19 protein-coding genes are annotated in these 15,221 nt (G+C 33.2%); 13 read left to right on the top strand and 6 right to left on the bottom strand.

Translation table 11 applies throughout. The features are described from left to right. The first annotated feature begins 218 nt into the window (after positions 1-218). Positions 219-1,433 (top strand): aspartate aminotransferase family protein, encoded by a 1,215-nt coding sequence (locus F8162_RS03035; protein WP_151635027.1) that lies wholly within the window; start codon positions 219-221, stop codon positions 1,431-1,433. Positions 1,434-1,723: 290 nt separating this feature from the next. Beyond that, a complete protein-coding gene (locus F8162_RS03030; protein WP_078183357.1) occupies positions 1,724-3,181 on the top strand; it encodes an MFS transporter in 1,458 nt (485 codons plus the stop codon). Between the two features lie 56 nt (positions 3,182-3,237). Here F8162_RS03030 and F8162_RS03025 read toward each other — a convergent pair whose 3' ends face one another. Genes F8162_RS03025 through F8162_RS03015 form a run of 3 tightly spaced genes read right to left on the bottom strand, consistent with a single transcriptional unit; the run spans position 3,238 to position 6,411 of the window. Next, the gene (locus F8162_RS03025) at positions 3,238-4,347 is read right to left on the bottom strand and encodes a DUF4018 domain-containing protein (RefSeq protein WP_151635029.1); all 1,110 of its coding nucleotides are present in this window, start codon (positions 4,345-4,347) and stop codon (positions 3,238-3,240) included. Beyond that, the gene (locus F8162_RS03020; RefSeq protein WP_151635031.1) at positions 4,322-5,485 is read right to left on the bottom strand and encodes a DUF58 domain-containing protein; all 1,164 of its coding nucleotides are present in this window, start codon (positions 5,483-5,485) and stop codon (positions 4,322-4,324) included. The genes F8162_RS03025 and F8162_RS03020 overlap by 26 nt, the downstream gene beginning before the upstream one ends. After that, entirely contained in the window at positions 5,482-6,411 is a 930-nt protein-coding gene (locus F8162_RS03015; RefSeq protein ID WP_151635033.1) for an AAA family ATPase, read from the bottom strand. Before F8162_RS03015 ends, F8162_RS03020 begins: the two co-directional genes overlap by 4 nt. Before the next feature lie 205 nt (positions 6,412-6,616). Here F8162_RS03015 and F8162_RS03010 point away from each other — a divergent pair, with 205 nt between their 5' ends. Together F8162_RS03010 and F8162_RS03005 are read left to right on the top strand one after the other, a co-directional pair. Further along, positions 6,617-6,934: a PadR family transcriptional regulator gene (locus F8162_RS03010; protein WP_000991838.1), complete on the top strand. Its 318-nt coding sequence runs from the start codon at positions 6,617-6,619 to the stop codon at positions 6,932-6,934. Positions 6,935-6,941: 7 nt separating this feature from the next. Next, on the top strand, positions 6,942-7,478 hold the full coding sequence (locus F8162_RS03005) for a DUF2812 domain-containing protein (protein ID WP_151635035.1): 537 nt from the start codon (positions 6,942-6,944) through the stop codon (positions 7,476-7,478). 324 nt (positions 7,479-7,802) lie between these two features. On the opposite strand, the gene F8162_RS03000 is transcribed toward F8162_RS03005, so the two are convergent. Further along, positions 7,803-8,051, bottom strand: a complete 249-nt coding sequence (locus F8162_RS03000) for a hypothetical protein (RefSeq protein ID WP_048547666.1) — start codon at positions 8,049-8,051, stop codon at positions 7,803-7,805. A gap of 283 nt (positions 8,052-8,334) precedes the next feature. Here F8162_RS03000 and F8162_RS02995 point away from each other — a divergent pair, with 283 nt between their 5' ends. The 9 genes from F8162_RS02995 to F8162_RS02955 all read left to right on the top strand — a co-directional run bounded on the left by F8162_RS02995 (position 8,335) and on the right by F8162_RS02955 (position 14,250). Then, positions 8,335-8,718 (top strand): VOC family protein, encoded by a 384-nt coding sequence (locus F8162_RS02995; protein WP_151635037.1) that lies wholly within the window; start codon positions 8,335-8,337, stop codon positions 8,716-8,718. 14 nt (positions 8,719-8,732) lie between these two features. After that, entirely contained in the window at positions 8,733-9,278 is a 546-nt protein-coding gene (locus F8162_RS02990; RefSeq protein ID WP_151635039.1) for a GNAT family N-acetyltransferase, read from the top strand. Next, positions 9,275-9,856, top strand: coding sequence for a kinase (locus F8162_RS02985; RefSeq protein WP_151635041.1), 582 nt, complete (start codon positions 9,275-9,277; stop codon positions 9,854-9,856). Before F8162_RS02990 ends, F8162_RS02985 begins: the two co-directional genes overlap by 4 nt. A 23-nt stretch (positions 9,857-9,879) precedes the next feature. Further along, positions 9,880-10,458, top strand: a complete 579-nt coding sequence (locus F8162_RS02980; RefSeq protein ID WP_151635043.1) for an HAD-IA family hydrolase — start codon at positions 9,880-9,882, stop codon at positions 10,456-10,458. Between the two features lie 177 nt (positions 10,459-10,635). Then, complete coding sequence (locus tag F8162_RS02975; protein WP_151635045.1) at positions 10,636-11,370, top strand: LytR/AlgR family response regulator transcription factor; 735 nt, start codon at positions 10,636-10,638, stop codon at positions 11,368-11,370. Continuing rightward, positions 11,370-12,686 (top strand): GHKL domain-containing protein, encoded by a 1,317-nt coding sequence (locus tag F8162_RS02970; protein WP_151635047.1) that lies wholly within the window; start codon positions 11,370-11,372, stop codon positions 12,684-12,686. Before F8162_RS02975 ends, F8162_RS02970 begins: the two co-directional genes overlap by 1 nt. 79 nt (positions 12,687-12,765) lie before the next feature. Then, a complete protein-coding gene (locus tag F8162_RS02965) occupies positions 12,766-13,443 on the top strand; it encodes a YhfC family intramembrane metalloprotease (RefSeq protein ID WP_151635049.1) in 678 nt (225 codons plus the stop codon). 2 nt (positions 13,444-13,445) lie between these two features. Next, complete coding sequence (locus tag F8162_RS02960) at positions 13,446-13,832, top strand: DUF3887 domain-containing protein (protein WP_151635051.1); 387 nt, start codon at positions 13,446-13,448, stop codon at positions 13,830-13,832. Between the two features lie 106 nt (positions 13,833-13,938). Further along, entirely contained in the window at positions 13,939-14,250 is a 312-nt protein-coding gene (locus tag F8162_RS02955; RefSeq protein WP_151635404.1) for a hypothetical protein, read from the top strand. 39 nt (positions 14,251-14,289) lie between these two features. On the opposite strand, the gene F8162_RS02950 is transcribed toward F8162_RS02955, so the two are convergent. Both F8162_RS02950 and F8162_RS02945 read right to left on the bottom strand, forming a co-directional pair. Further along, positions 14,290-14,505, bottom strand: a complete 216-nt coding sequence (locus F8162_RS02950) for a helix-turn-helix domain-containing protein (protein WP_087981020.1) — start codon at positions 14,503-14,505, stop codon at positions 14,290-14,292. Between the two features lie 10 nt (positions 14,506-14,515). Next, entirely contained in the window at positions 14,516-14,998 is a 483-nt protein-coding gene (locus F8162_RS02945; protein ID WP_151635053.1) for a DUF2975 domain-containing protein, read from the bottom strand. Between the last annotated feature and the right edge of the window lie 223 nt (positions 14,999-15,221).

Genomic DNA, 15,221 nt, shown 5'->3' with positions numbered 1-15,221 from the left:
TGATTTCACAGCCTTGATTATGTATGACATGCAAAGTAGTAACAGACCGCTAGGTGAAAAAAACGTGCATGTAGTGGACCTGTTGAAATAGAAGAAATTATGAAAAAATGGATATCGAGAAGAAAGTTACTATTAAAATTACAATCTTAAAAATGAATTTATACATGACTTTATAGAGAACATAAATAAACAGGGAAAATAACTAGGAGGAATTTAAAATGTCGGATTGGTTTCAATTAGATAAAGAATATATGATGCCTACGTATTGTCGTACGAAGGTTGCAATAGAAAGAGGAGAAGGATGCAAGCTTTATGATGTGGATGGTAAAGAGTATGTAGATTTATTCTCTGGTGTGGGAGTGAACGTATTAGGATACAATCATCCGAAAATCGTGCAAACGACAATGGAGCAAGTTACAAAATCGTTGCATCTTCCATTTCATTTTTTAAATCCAGTTGCGATTGAATATGCAAAGAAATTAGTTGACTGCTCATTAAAAAAAGGAAAAGTCTTTTTTACAAACTCTGGTACGGAAGCGACAGAAACAACGTTAAAATTAATTGATAAATATAGATTTAATACGCATGAAGAACGTGAAGGAATTGTAGTGCTGAAAAATAGTTTCCACGGGCGAACATTAGGAGCACTACATTTTACGAGACAAGAAAGTGTATATCAAAATTTCCCTAAAACATCGATTCCGGTATATGAAGTAGACCGCGAGAATATAGAGCAATTAGAAGAAACAATAATTCATGAAAATCCGATTGCGATTATGCTAGAGCCGGTTTTAGGTAGCGGGGGGATATACCCTTTATCAAGTGAATATTTACATGGTGTTCAAAACTTATGTGAGAAATATAATGTACTACTTATCGTTGATGAAGTACAAAGTGGTATGGGGAGAACTGGTAAACTATTTGCTTATCAAAATTTCAATATTACACCGGATATTATTCAAATTGGTAAAGGAGCAGGAGGCGGGATACCGCTTGGCGGAATTATTGTTGGTGAAAAGTTATGTGATGTATTTGCACCGGGAGATCACGGCACAACGTTTGCTCATTCATCAATGGGAACGGCTTTAGGATTAACGGTATTAAACACATTAATTGACGATGGTTTAATGCAAAAGGCTTATGAAATGTCACACTATTTAAATGATAAATTGCAAGAAATTCAGAAAGAAAATACTTATTATATTGGGGAAGTACGTCATGCTGGCATGATGTTTGGAATTAGTTTGAATGATACAAATGAAAATGTGAAGAAATTACAGGTAGAGCTAATGGAGAATGGGATATTAGTTGATGTTACACAAGGGAACATCATTCGTTTACTTCCTCCATATATAATTACAAAAGAAGAAATTGATACATTTGTTAATGAATTTATCTCTTGTATACATAGTTTAGCAGCTACAAGTATTTAAAAAAGAAACTTATTTTTAATTCAAATAAGAAGAAAATAGGGGTAAAAAAATAAATTTTTATATTAAAATAAAAAGGTGAAAAAGGTACTCGTATAGCGCCTTCTTCAGCTTTTTTATTTTAATAAATTACTTAACCTTGGAAGCATCTCATTGGACAAATAATTAATTATGTGAAACAATAATAACAGATAAGGAGACGCTGATTTTCCTTAAGTGCTTCGAATTTATTTTATTCAATAAGAGAAGGTGTGCTTAAAGAAGTTAAATTAAATAAGGAGCTGTTTTATTATATGCAACAAAATAATGATTTAAATTTTGAACCTCAAGACGTTAATATTGTCAATCCTAAACAAGCCAGGAAAGCAGTAGTTGCTACTGGTATCGGGAATGCAATGGAGTGGTTTGACTTTGGATTATACGCGTATTTAGCGGTAATTTTAAGTCAATTATTCTTCTCAGGTGTTGATAATAGTGGATTGCAACTTGTACTTACATTTGGTACATTTGCAGCAGCCTTTCTCGTTCGACCAATCGGAGGTGTATTCTTTGGTAGAATAGGAGATAAGTACGGCCGAAAAATCGTGTTAAGTACTACTATTATTTTAATGGCACTTTCTACATTATTCATCGCATTACTACCAACCTATGAACAAATTGGTGTATGGGCACCAATACTACTTTTAGTTGCCCGAATGATTCAAGGCTTCTCTACAGGCGGCGAATATTCAGGAGCAATGGTTTATATCGCAGAATCTTCTCCAGATAAAAAGCGTGGTATACTCGGTAGTGGTCTTGAAATTGGAACACTCTCAGGTTACATTGCTGCATCGGTAATTGTTACCATTTTGACGTTATTGTTAACAGATGAACAAATGCTCAGCTGGGGCTGGCGTATTCCTTTCTTAATAGCTGCACCAATTGGTTTGGTCGGTTTATATTTACGCCGTCATTTAGATGAATCTCCCATCTTTGAAGAGATGGAAAAAGCACAAGAGGAATCTGAAGACAACGAACAATTTTCATTTATGGATATATTAAAATATCACAAAAAAGACTTCTTATTAAGCACAGTTATTGTCGCCTTCTTTAACATTACGAATTATATGATTCTTTCGTATATTCCTTCTTATCTAACTCAAGTACTTAAAGTCAAAGAAACAACTGGCTTATTAATTATTTCTATTACGATGGCACTTATGATTCCACTGGCACTTTATTTCGGTAAATTAAGTGATAAAATTGGTAATAAACGTGTCGTGCAAATTGGTTTACTTGGTTTAACAGTATTTGCAATTCCAGCATTTTTACTAATAGGTAATGGACATATTGCAGCTATATTTGCAGGTATTTTCATTTTAGGATTCTTCCTAAGTGTATATGAAGGAACGCTACCTTCATTATTACCATCACTCTTTTTCACCGATGTACGTTATCGAGCACTTTCGATCTCATTTAATATTTCTGTATCGATATTCGGTGGAACAACACCGCTCGTATGTTCATACTTAGTTCATGCAACCGGTAACCCGCTTGCACCGGCATTTTATTTAGCAGGAGTAAGTATTATTGGATTAGTCGTATTTAGTGTATTATTCGTTACAACTTCAGGACGTGCGCTTAAAGGTTCATATCCTACAGTTGAAACGAAAAAGGAAGCACACCTAATCGCTAAAGAAGACCCTGAAGAAACACTTTGGTGGCATGAAGAATCATTAGAGATTGAAGCAGGGAAGAATGCTTCAATTTAAAAATTAACGTAGAAGTATAGAAAGACTCCTATGAAAATAGGAGTCTTTCTGTTGTATTATTTCTTTCTTTTCTTCATACTCTTCTGATATGCATAGAGTTTATGGATTTCTTCCTTAAATTCATGCAAAAGTACGGTGTTTTCCTCATTTGAATAACGCACTGTATTATAAGCATTTATAATAATATGACTCTGAATATTTATATGCTCTTCACTATTTATTCTTCCTAACCATGCTTCAACAGTTTCTCCTCGTTTTCTATTTAAAGGAGGAGTTAACTTACTCTCAAGTTTGAAAATTTCTTTTCGAATTTCATTATGAGGCGGTTTGTTTCGTTTCAAACGTTTTTGGCTTATGCCTTCTTTATCAGTAATGATAGTAGATTCAAAGACAGGCATATTTGGTAAACTGAATTGTTTTCGTTTTTTTATTATTTTCCAAACGACGTAAATAGCGATGACTGTACAAACTAATATGGTAATGCTATTTATGAGAGTTGGATCAAAATCACGTTGTCCAAACTCATCCTTAATTTGAGGGTCTTTTAGATTGCCTTTATTCGACCAAAAATCGTCTGTTTCTTTTGATTCGGCTGCGGAAAATAACGGATTAATGGCGTATCCAAATCCTAAAGCAACTACTTGTACGGCGTAAGAAAAAAGAAGCCGAATGTATGGGAAAATAGGAATGAGAAAAGCACTAATTATTCCAATCGTAATAAGAGAAGCGAAACGTAATAACTGTTGATTACGATTTGCCCCAGTTAACCAAAATGTAATCATAATGTGTAAGACTAATAGTAATAGTTTCCACAAAGGTGGAAAGGGCGCATAAAATATAGTTGAAACACCAAACCATATAATACCGCCTAACGATTTTTGAACTGGATACCCAGGTCCAACTACATGTACGATAAAGAAGAAAAGCGGTAACATAATTGTGCCAAATAGAGAGAAAGGGAGAAAGATAGAACAACTGATTATTTGAGTAATTAACAGTATAACAAATCCTGTCGTTCTTTTTTTCATGAATTTATGGATTAGAAATACACCAATATAGCCTGTTGCTAAAAATATAGCAATACCGATGAATTCATCTCTTTCCGTTAATAACGAAAGGAGGAGCAGCAGAAAAAAGTCATTAACGTGATAGAGCCAAGTTTTCAAGCTTTTCCACCATCCCTTCGTTATTAATGAGAAACGTAGGCTGAGAGAGAAGAGGGAGTTCATTTCTCTGTAAACCAATGTATATCATTGTAGATGATCGTTCTCTTTTTCTCGTTACATAATGAATAAATCCTTGTTTAGGAAGTAACGTACTATCATCTGAAATACGCGCTAATTCCTCTAAAGATATTCCGTAATGTGTTTGCCCTTCGTTTAATGGTAAGTGCAGAGGACCACCTTCAGCTAATACACTAATAAATAATTCAAACGGTATTTGATGCTTCGTTGCGTATTGACAAATGTATGTTGCAAATGAAATAAGATCTTCTATATTATCTTTCCAACCAAACCCGCGATCAGCAGCTAATGAAAGACAAATCGTCCAACTATAATTTTTTACAGGTTCATATTGCTTCGCCTGTAATTCCTGCATTTTAGCAGATGCTTTCCAATGAATAGAACGGAAAGACTCACGTTCATAGCGTTTTACACCAATAATAGATGTTTCATCATTGTAAAAAGAAAAATTTGTTCGATAAGATCCTGTTAAAAGTTGCTGAAGTTCTTGCAAACCTGCTACTTCTTTAGGTGATGGATACACAATAATTTCAGTTCTTAATTTATCAAATACAGGTAAATGTACAGATAATAAATGAAAAGGATCTTTCAAAACACATTCGAATTGTTCAATTTGAAATACGCCACGCTTCGTTGCCGTCAATGTTAAATCCCATTTTTGTGCCGAATGAGCAGGTTGTGAAAACGGAAAAGAGAATAACGTTTTCGATATTTGTTCAATTCCTTGATCTTTTTGTGGTAGTAGTGACGGGTCTAAATGAAAATAACAAGTACCATTAACGAGTGGTATGTTTGCTCCATTTTTTAAATGAATAAAAAACTGTCCAGATTCATCAGGGAAAAGCCGAGTCGTTTGTTTCTCGTTAATCACTTGAAACCTTTTCTCTATGTATGCGACATATTTATAAATGAAAATTGCAAATAAATAGTAGAAGAAAAAGAAAAACATAATGATTCGTTGTGGCATAAAAAATGTAAATAGTATAGCGCCTGGGACGGTTAGTTGAATAATATGGAGTTGGAAAAATAACGGTACAGTTACAACTCGCTGTCCATTCATGCTTGCTCAATCTCCACTGGTACGTCAACTTCTTTTAAAATTCTTTGCATAATTTCATTTTTTGTCGTACGTAATGCGCCTTCCATCGATAAGACGATACGATGATTCCAAACAGAAGGAACTAAAAATTGTATATCTTCAGGCGTACAATATTCTCTCCCGCGTAAAAAGGCTAACGCTTGAACTGCGCGCACTAAAGCAAGTGTGGCACGTGGACTTACACCGTTAGCGATGTAATCATGATTTCTTGTAGCGTGAGCAAGTTTAATAATGTAATGTTCTAACGGTTCTGATACGAAAATTTCTTTTACTCGTTTCTGTGCTTTTAAAATGTCTTCTAAAGAAATAACAGATTTGACGCTTTCTAACGGTGTATCGTTACGGAAACGACGCATCATTTGTAGTTCATCTTTGGAATCAGGATAACCAATTGAAATTGTCATTAAAAAACGATCAAGTTGTGCATCTGGAAGAGGAAATGTTCCTTGTGATTCAATTGGATTTTGCGTCGCAATAACAAAGAACGGTTTCGGAAGAGGAGTAGATTGCTTTTCAAGCGTTACTTGTCGTTCTTCCATCGATTCTAATAAACTAGACTGCGTTCTAGGCATAGCGCGATTAATTTCATCCGCAAGCAAAATATTAGTCATAACTGGTCCAAGTCTTAACTCGAATTCACTCGTTTTCGGATTAAAATATTCAATACCTGTTATATCACTCGGAAGTACATCCGGTGTAAATTGGACACGAGAAAAATTACCACCAATACTTTTAGAAAGTGTTTTCGCTAGCAACGTTTTCCCAGTACCAGGCACATCCTCGAGTAATACATGTCCATCAGCAAGCAATGAAACGAGTAATAAATCTATAACATTTTCTTTACCGACAAAAACTGATCCTATGTTTTCTTTCAATTTATTTATCATATGTATCATTCCTTTCAAAAATATAAACGGATATTTCTATATTTTAACAAATTATTCAGAAAATTGATATGATTTTTTAATTCAAAGAAATAAATATCCAATTATTAAATTATACTTGCATATTTTGGAATGTAGTTATACAATATCGATATACGATGTATCGTTAGTCGATATATCAGGAAGCGATGTATCGGAGGTGGTTATAATGAATGCGAAAGCGAAAAAATATATTCCGTTAACAGAGGCGACATATTACATATTGTTATCACTAGTGAAACCAATGCATGGTTACGGAATTATGCAAATGGTAGAAGAGATGACAAATGGAGAAGTAAAGCTCGGTCCAGGTACTTTATACGGGAATACGACAAAGTTACTAAAAGAGAAGTTAATAGTTGAAGTGGCTTCTACAGATAGAAAGAAGTGCTATGAGTTAACGCCACTTGGTAGAGAAGTGTTAGAGCTAGAGTATAACAGGTTGCAGAGATCTGTAAGGAACGGGAATAGTATTTTAGGGGAGTGAATGGAAGATGGAGACTAAAAGGGTATTTAAGTTTTTTACGGCATGGAATTTAGAAAAAGAAGAAGCTTTTTTACGAAAGATGCACCAGCAAGGTTGGGCATTACAAAAATACAATTTAATGTATCAGTTTAAGAAAACTAAGCCGAAAGATGTAATATATAAAGCTGATTTTAGATTGGTTTATAGAGATTCGAAAGAACAACAACAAGAGTATTTCGAAATATACGAAATGTCTGGTTGGAAACGCGTAACAAGTTTCACAAGATGGAATTATTTTTGTAAAGAGGTAGAAGAGGTAAATGAATTACCTGATATATACTCAGAAAAGGAGACGAGGGTACAAAAGCTAAATGAGTTATTGCTATTCCTTGTTATTATATCAGCAAGTATATTACCATCAATGTATAACTTATTTTTAAGCCCGATGGAATCAAGAGTGCCAATTTGGGCGAAAGTTATGACAGGTCTTACAGGTTGTATGTGGATATACTTCTTTATAAGACTCTCTTGGAAAATTAAGAAATTAAAAAGTGAAATATTATAATAAAAAGTAGAGTTAAAAAGAAGTTGATGTTTTAGGGAAATACAAATACCGGGGGCAACTTCTTTCGTTTCTATATAATTGTATTTTTGTTCACTCTTTTTTATATAATAAAAATCTATATAAAGGCACAAAATTAACAGTTACGAAGAACCCAACCCGAAAATAATAAATGAAGAAAAAATGATTCATATCGAAGGTCAAAAAAATAAAAGATGACTAAAGAGGTGTGGGGTGTAACTTATAATAAGGAAGAAAAACATTTTTGATTAACATATTAAATCGAAAAACCCCCTACAAAAAATTGGTAGGGGGTAATAAAATTATTTAAGAAAAAGATTGATTTTGCGCAGGTTTAATAAATTGTTCTGGATTTTCAACGAGTCCGCATACAGCGCATTGGACTCTGTATGTTGGTCCTTGATAGGACATATGAAAAGCATTCATCGTTTCATTTGTGTATTCCTCTTCTACTTGACCAGTTTGTGGATTTAACTTGACTGGTTTTACTTGTTGTTCAAGAATATTAAAGCGAGTACGGTTTGTTTTACAGCTTGGACATAGCATTGGTTCCATATGTATACACCTCCATTTGTAGCATTTCTTAAACTCTTTAATTTTATGCAACCGAAAAAACTTTCTCAATATAAATAGGTGTTTAATGCATTTAAAATTCAGAAAAAATAAAATATAATAAAGGTACGAACTGGTTATGTCCAAACCAAATCTCCTGTTTTATGCCAATAAGCTGAGGGGCCGAGAAATCGGCCTCATTTTTTTGTGCTCGTTACTATAGGAAACAAGGTTTTTATGAGACATTTGTCGAAATTTTAGGGATGGATATAAAGGGGGATGTAAAATGAATTTAAAAATGAAGTATATCATTTTATATGTAGAAAAGTTTGAAGAATGTTTAAAGTTTTATAAAGATATTTTACAGTTATCTATAAAAGCAGAGCATGGTACATATATTGAATTTAATACGGGAACTACCATATTAGCGATGAATACCCGGCAAGACGTAAAAGAATTAACAGGATTACCACTTACAGAAGGCGAGTTACAATTTTCTCATTTTGAATTGGGATTCGTTGTCGAAAATGTACAAGAAACAATTGAGCAATTTAGAGGGCAAGGAATTAGGATTTTAGTTGAACCAATTGTGAAGCCGTGGGGACAAACAATTGCATACATTGCCGATCCAGATGGGAATTATATTGAAATTTGCAGTTCATTAGAATAGAAGGAGAAAAAGATATGGGGTTTCCGAAACTAGAAACAGAACGTTTACAATTAAGAGAACTAACACTGTTAGATGCAGAAACGATGTTCCGTTATTTTTCAAAAGAATCTGTTATACGTTATTTCGGAATGGATTCTTTCGAAAATATTGAGCAAGCGAAAACGACTATTCAAACGTTTAAAAATCGTTATGAAGAGGGAAGTGTATTTCGCTGGGGAATAGAGAAAAAAGGGACGGGCCAATTAATCGGAACGTGCGGATTTCATTTCATAAACAATCATCATAAGCGAGCTGAAATTGGTTATGAATTAGATGATACATATTGGAGACAAGGGTATGCAACGGAAGCGTTACAGGCGATTTTAGGTTACGGGTTTGAAACGCTGCAACTGATAAGAATTGCTGCTGTTGTATACGTAGAGAATAAAACTTCTCAAAAATTATTAAGTAAAGCAGGATTTCAAGAAGAGGGATTACTTCGAAAACATATGATTCAAAATGGATTTGCTCATGATACGATTTTATACTCGTTATTAAAAGAAGAATGGAAGAAACAATGAGTACAAATGAGCTTATAAATATAATGAAGAAACATAAACAAAATAGGTTCATTTTAGGTATAGATGGCTTAAGTCGATCAGGAAAAACAACATTTGTAACAAACTTAAAGGAAAATATGAAACAAGAAAGTATTCCGTTTCATATTTTTCATATTGATGATCACATAGTAGAGCGTAATAAACGATATCATACGGGCTATGAAGAATGGTATGAGTATTATTATTTACAATGGGATATTGAGTGGCTTCGGCAGAAGTTTTTTCAGAAGTTACAAAATGAAACAAAACTGAATTTGCCGTTCTATTATGATGAGAAAGACTCAAGTGAAATGAAAAAAGTACAGATCCCCATAGTAGGTGTAATTGTAATTGAAGGTGTTTTTCTACAGCGAAAAGAATGGAGAGATTTCTTTCATTATATGGTGTATTTAGATTGTCCAAGAGAGACACGTTTTCTTCGGGAGAGTGAGGAAACGCAGAAAAACCTTTCAAAGTTTGAGGATAGGTATTGGAAAGCGGAAGATTATTACTTAGCAACGGAATTACCGAAGGATCGTGCGGATTTAGTCATACAATGATTTAAAAATAGAAGGTGAACAGAATGAATATTTTATGGGATTTTGATGGGACATTATTTGATACGTATCCAGTCTATACAAAGATTCTTTCTCAAGTTTTAGGGAAGGAAATAAGTGAAGAAGAAATCTATACAAATTTAAAGATTTCATTTTCTCACACAATTGATTATTATAAAATATCTAAAAAACAATTAAGTGAAATTGAAGTATTAGAGAATCGTATTATGATAGAAGATATAAAACCATTTGAAAAAGTGGAAGAGGTTTTAAAGTTTGCCAATAAAAATGTAATTATGACTCATAAAGATAGAGCGGGGGTATTATCTATATTAAATCATTACGGCTGGGACAAATACTTCGTAGACATGGTTACAATTGACGATGGTTTCCCCCGAAAACCGAACGCTTTATCTTATGATCATTTGCATAAAAAGCACAATATTGATCTAGCTATTGGAGACAGGGAGTTAGATTTAATACCTGCAAAAGAATTAGGTATTTCAACATGTATGTTTCAAGGGAATTGTGATGTAGCGGACTATTCTTTATCACATTACTCGGAATTTTTTAAGATAGTGATGGATAGAGAGGTTATTTTATAAAAAATTAAATAAAACCTCTACTTTCAAGCAAAAAGTAGAGGTTGTTTTCTATGCTTTATAAAAACAATAGAAAATTAATACTTTCAAGAATTTAGAAGGGGATTGGTATAACGATTTGAATTATATATTTATAGATAAATCTATAAATAAAAAGATTTCTATAAAGCGAGTGATTACATGAGTATTTTCATTTTAGAAGATGATGTCATACAAGCACAGCAAATGAAGCGGTTAGTTGAAGAGATTTGCGAGAAATATATGTTGCCTTTTGATTTTATTGAGGTAACTAGTAAAAGCGAAAAGATCATTACTAATATTCCTAAGGCGACTTATGTCCCAATCTACTTTTTAGATATAGAGATTAAAAGGGAAGAACGGAAAGGTTTACAAGTGGCGCAAGAAATAAGAAAGTATGATACGCAAGGGATTATTGTGTTTGTAACGACACATTCTGAATTTGCACCTATTTCATATCAATACATGGTATCAGCTTTAACTTTTATTGATAAAGGGTTGCCACACGAGGAGAGGCGTAACGTTTTTGAACAATGTTTACTTCAATATGAAGCGCGTAATAAGCATATTATTCCGTCCGATGATTTTATCGTTGAAAATAGTAATGCGACTGTGCGGGTTCCGTTTCATGAAGTTGAATACGTTATGACCGATGAACCACACCGTTTAGCGTTAGTGACGTTAGATAGAATCGTTTATTTTTACGGGACTTTAAAAGAAATTGAATTAATAGATGAACGTTTATTTCGTTGTCACCAATCATATATCGTGAATATGAAGCAAATGTCTTCTTATGATGCGAAGCAGAAAATGATAGTTTTAAAAAGTGGGAAACGCATTCCAGTATCACGGCGTTTAGTGAGTAAAATACGTAATATGTTAAAGGGTGAGATGTAATGTATATTTATGATTTATTTGCAATACTGCTTACTAGTATGAGCCATACGTTTTTATACATTCAATTAATCCGGTACAATAGGTTGTCATATAGAATGTTAATAGCTTTAAGTTCGGTATTTATTATTTTACTTGCTATTGTCGTAACAGTAACGAGATACCCAGAATTGAATAGTACCATTGTGTTGTTTCTAATAAGTTTAGGACTAATGCAAAATGAATTGAAATTGAAGCATAATGTATATTTTGCACTAGTGAGCATGGTTATAATAACATTAGTGAAAATGTTGCTTTTCGATTTAGGAATGAAAATCTTTATGTTAACGCCATTCAATTTATATTTATGGACAGGTAGCATGATTCATCTTATCGTATCGACACTTACTTTTATCGGTATTCTATTAGCTCGCAAAAGAATCCGAAAAATTGCTCAATATATAGTAGGTAGTCCGCTATACTATGTAACTTATATTTTATTAATTGCTGGATTTATTATTGAACTAATCTTAACTCAGCCATCTTCTGCATTATTAGCACAATTAAATCAACAATACAGTGAAGTAAGTTATATTTCAGCGATTATTGTATTTTTATTATTACTAATCATTGTGCTAATAAGCTCACACTTATCGAAAGAAAAGTTACGAGAAGAGCACGAAAAACGTTTAGATAAAGAGTTATTAGATTATGTAGAGAAATTAGAGGATATGCACGATGAGCTTGCTAGTTTCCGTCATGATTATATGAATGTATTACTATCGTTAGAAGAGGGCATACGTACAAAAAATGTGAAGGAAATTGAGCAAGTGTATTATGAAGTTATAGCCCCTACGTTAAAAACAATAAATGATCATGAACTTGATATTGCGAAATTATCTCGCATACATATTCCTGAAGTGAGAAGTGTATTAAGGGCGAAAGTTGGCACTGCCCAGCAGCAACAAATAAAAGCAATGCTTGATATACCTGAGAACATTGAAAGTGTTTCGATGCCGATTATTTCATTTATTCGCATCATTTCAGTTTTAGTAGACAATGCAATTGAAGAAGCGGTGCATAGTGAGGAAAAGATATTGCAAATCGCATTCTTTGAAATGGATTCACGACAATATTTTATCGTCCGTAATAGTTCAAAGAGTGAAGCGATTGATTTGCAAAAAATTTATGAGAAAAACCATTCAAGTAAAGAAGGAGCTCGAGGATACGGGCTATTCTCGTTAAAACGGATTATGAATAAAACAAATAACGCGACCTTAGAAACAACTTATATACGTCCGTATTTCACCCAAACCTTCATCATAAATGACCATTTATGATGAAAATAAAACCGAATAAGAAATAACTACATACTTTCTTCACTCGTTTTTATACACTTCAAGTAAGAGGTGAAGCGAGATGAATGGTCTTATTTTTACAACGATGATTAGCTTTGGTTTACCGCTTATAGCACTTTTCTATGCTTTTTTGAAGAAACGCTATATTCCATATATGTTAGGTGTATTGGCTTTTGTTGTATCACAAATATTGATCCGCATACCAATACTGAATTATTTAAATGGAAATAGCACAGAATTTCAAATGTTTTCTGTTATGCAGCCTGTGTTATTTGTAATTTTACTTAGCTTATCAGCTGGAATTTTTGAAGAGATAGCACGTTTTATTGCAATGCGTTATTTTATGAAACAACGAGATTGGCAGTCTGGTTTTTTATTTGGAGCAGGGCATGGTGGTATTGAGGCTGTGTTGCTAGTTGGTATTCCGGTAACATCCCTATTATTGTCACAAACAGTCATTCAAAATGGTGACAGTTATTATTTCGGCGGCATTGAGCGCATCTTCGCGATGGTATTGCATATTGGGCTTTCCTTCATTGTATTGCAAGCTGTCGTCCAAAAGAAATTCCGTTATGTTGTATATGCAATTCTCATCCATGGGACTGCAAATACATTAGCGGGCATTATATCGCTATATGTACAAGGGAAAAGCGGAATCATTATGTCAGAAGTTTCAATAGCAATCTGTGCTTTACTCGTTTTTAGTTATAGTTTCATTTTAAAAAGAAAGGGTGTATGAAAATGAGAAGAATATTACTTATTATTATAAGTGCTATCGCGGCGTTCGCGCTTGCAGCATGTACCGGTAATAAAGTAGATGAAAGTACGGAGAAAAAATTTATTCCGAAGGCGGAAGAAATTGTATCATTATTAAATGAGGCGAAGTATAAAGACGTGCATGACAAATTTGATAGTAAAATGAAAGCTGGATTACCAGAAGAAAAAATGAAAGATCTTACACCTGTAATTGAAAAAGCCGGTACGTTCAAAAAAATTGAGAAAAAATCGATTGAAGAAAAAGATGGTTTATATACTGTTATTCTTGTAGCGAAGTATAGTAAAGAACAACGGACATTTATTATAACTTATAATGACAAAGAGGAAATAGCAGGTTTATTTATTAAATAAAAACAGGTGCAGTGGAAGTTACCGCTGTACCTGTTTTTTAAAAAAAACAAATTATGGTTATTTGTGCTATTATGACCTCATAGCTATAGAGAAGGGGTGGGTTAGTATAAAAACTGAAATAGTTCTTAAAAAGAAGTACAGTATAATAAGCTACATATCTTTACTCATCGGAATTTTATGTTTTCTGTTCGTTTTTATAACGCCAACAAGGATAGCCAATGCAGGTAATATAGTGGGAGATTATATTACAGTTGCTCTCACAGTTGCGGGTATCATACTTTCTGTCATTACGATGACGAAAAAAAACGAGAAGAAGGGAATTGCTATTCTTTCATTAATACTGTCCTTATCATTCTTTATATTTTGGATTATTGCGATTATTTTAGTTTTGACTGGTCGAGTTAGTTTTGCACCATAATAGCGAAAAAAAGAGTCCTTCATACGAGAAGGACTCTTTTTATTCGCTTTCTTCTGGTTGATATTCTAAAATATCCCCTGGTTGGCATTCTAACGCTTTACAAATAGCATCCAAAGTTGTAATTCTAATTGCTTTTGCTTTTCCATTTTTTAAAATAGAAAGGTTAGCCATTGTAATTCCAACCTTCTCTGAAAGTTCAGTTACACTCATTTTTCGTTTCGCTAACATTACATCAATATTAATTATTATTGCCATGTTATTCACCTCAGACCGTTAAATCATTTTCTGATTTTATATCTATCGCATCTTTTAAAAGTCTTTGGAGAACGGCAGCAAAGACTGCGATTACCATTGAAGCAAAGATTAGGATCATACCTATTATAATAATACCTGGTGCATCATCTCTCTCCGCTACGAGATAGAAGAGTGGCATACCTAATACGTATAATACACTAATTGTAACAGCACATTGTTTTATCTTTTTTAAAGCTCTAACAGATAATTTGGAGAAGGCGCTACCCTTGTCAATGTAGCTTACAAGTTTAAAGGCTTGATATAGAGCAAAATAGAAAGGTATCACTGTTGCATATAGATTGATTAAAATAAGATATTTTATATATGCAATACCCGGGTACAATTCTGCTGCATAATTCCCGATATTAGGAATTAAAAATATGCACAAAGCAAAAACAGGAATCCCCATAAGGATAATAGCTGTCTTTAAAAAGAGTGTTGATCCTTGTTTCATATAAAGCACCTCATTTTTAAATTATCTTTTTAATTTAACATGAAATTTATCGTTTAACAATAAATTATTATTTATTCTAATCGGATTTTTATTGAGAAATAAAATTTTGGGAAGAGAATGATAAGACGTTTTTATAAAAAGGTATGATATGTAATGTCCGTTGTTTTACTAATAATAGAAAGGGAAAGTAATGATTGTTAGCTTCATGAAAATTGGGGACTAA

Origin of the sequence: Bacillus sp. CH140a_4T (assembly GCF_008923725.1) — a bacterium.
Lineage (GTDB): Bacteria > Bacillota > Bacilli > Bacillales > Bacillaceae_G > Bacillus_A.
The sequence above is the reverse complement of the archived record's forward strand: the minus strand, read 5'-3'. Positions and strand labels throughout refer to the sequence as shown.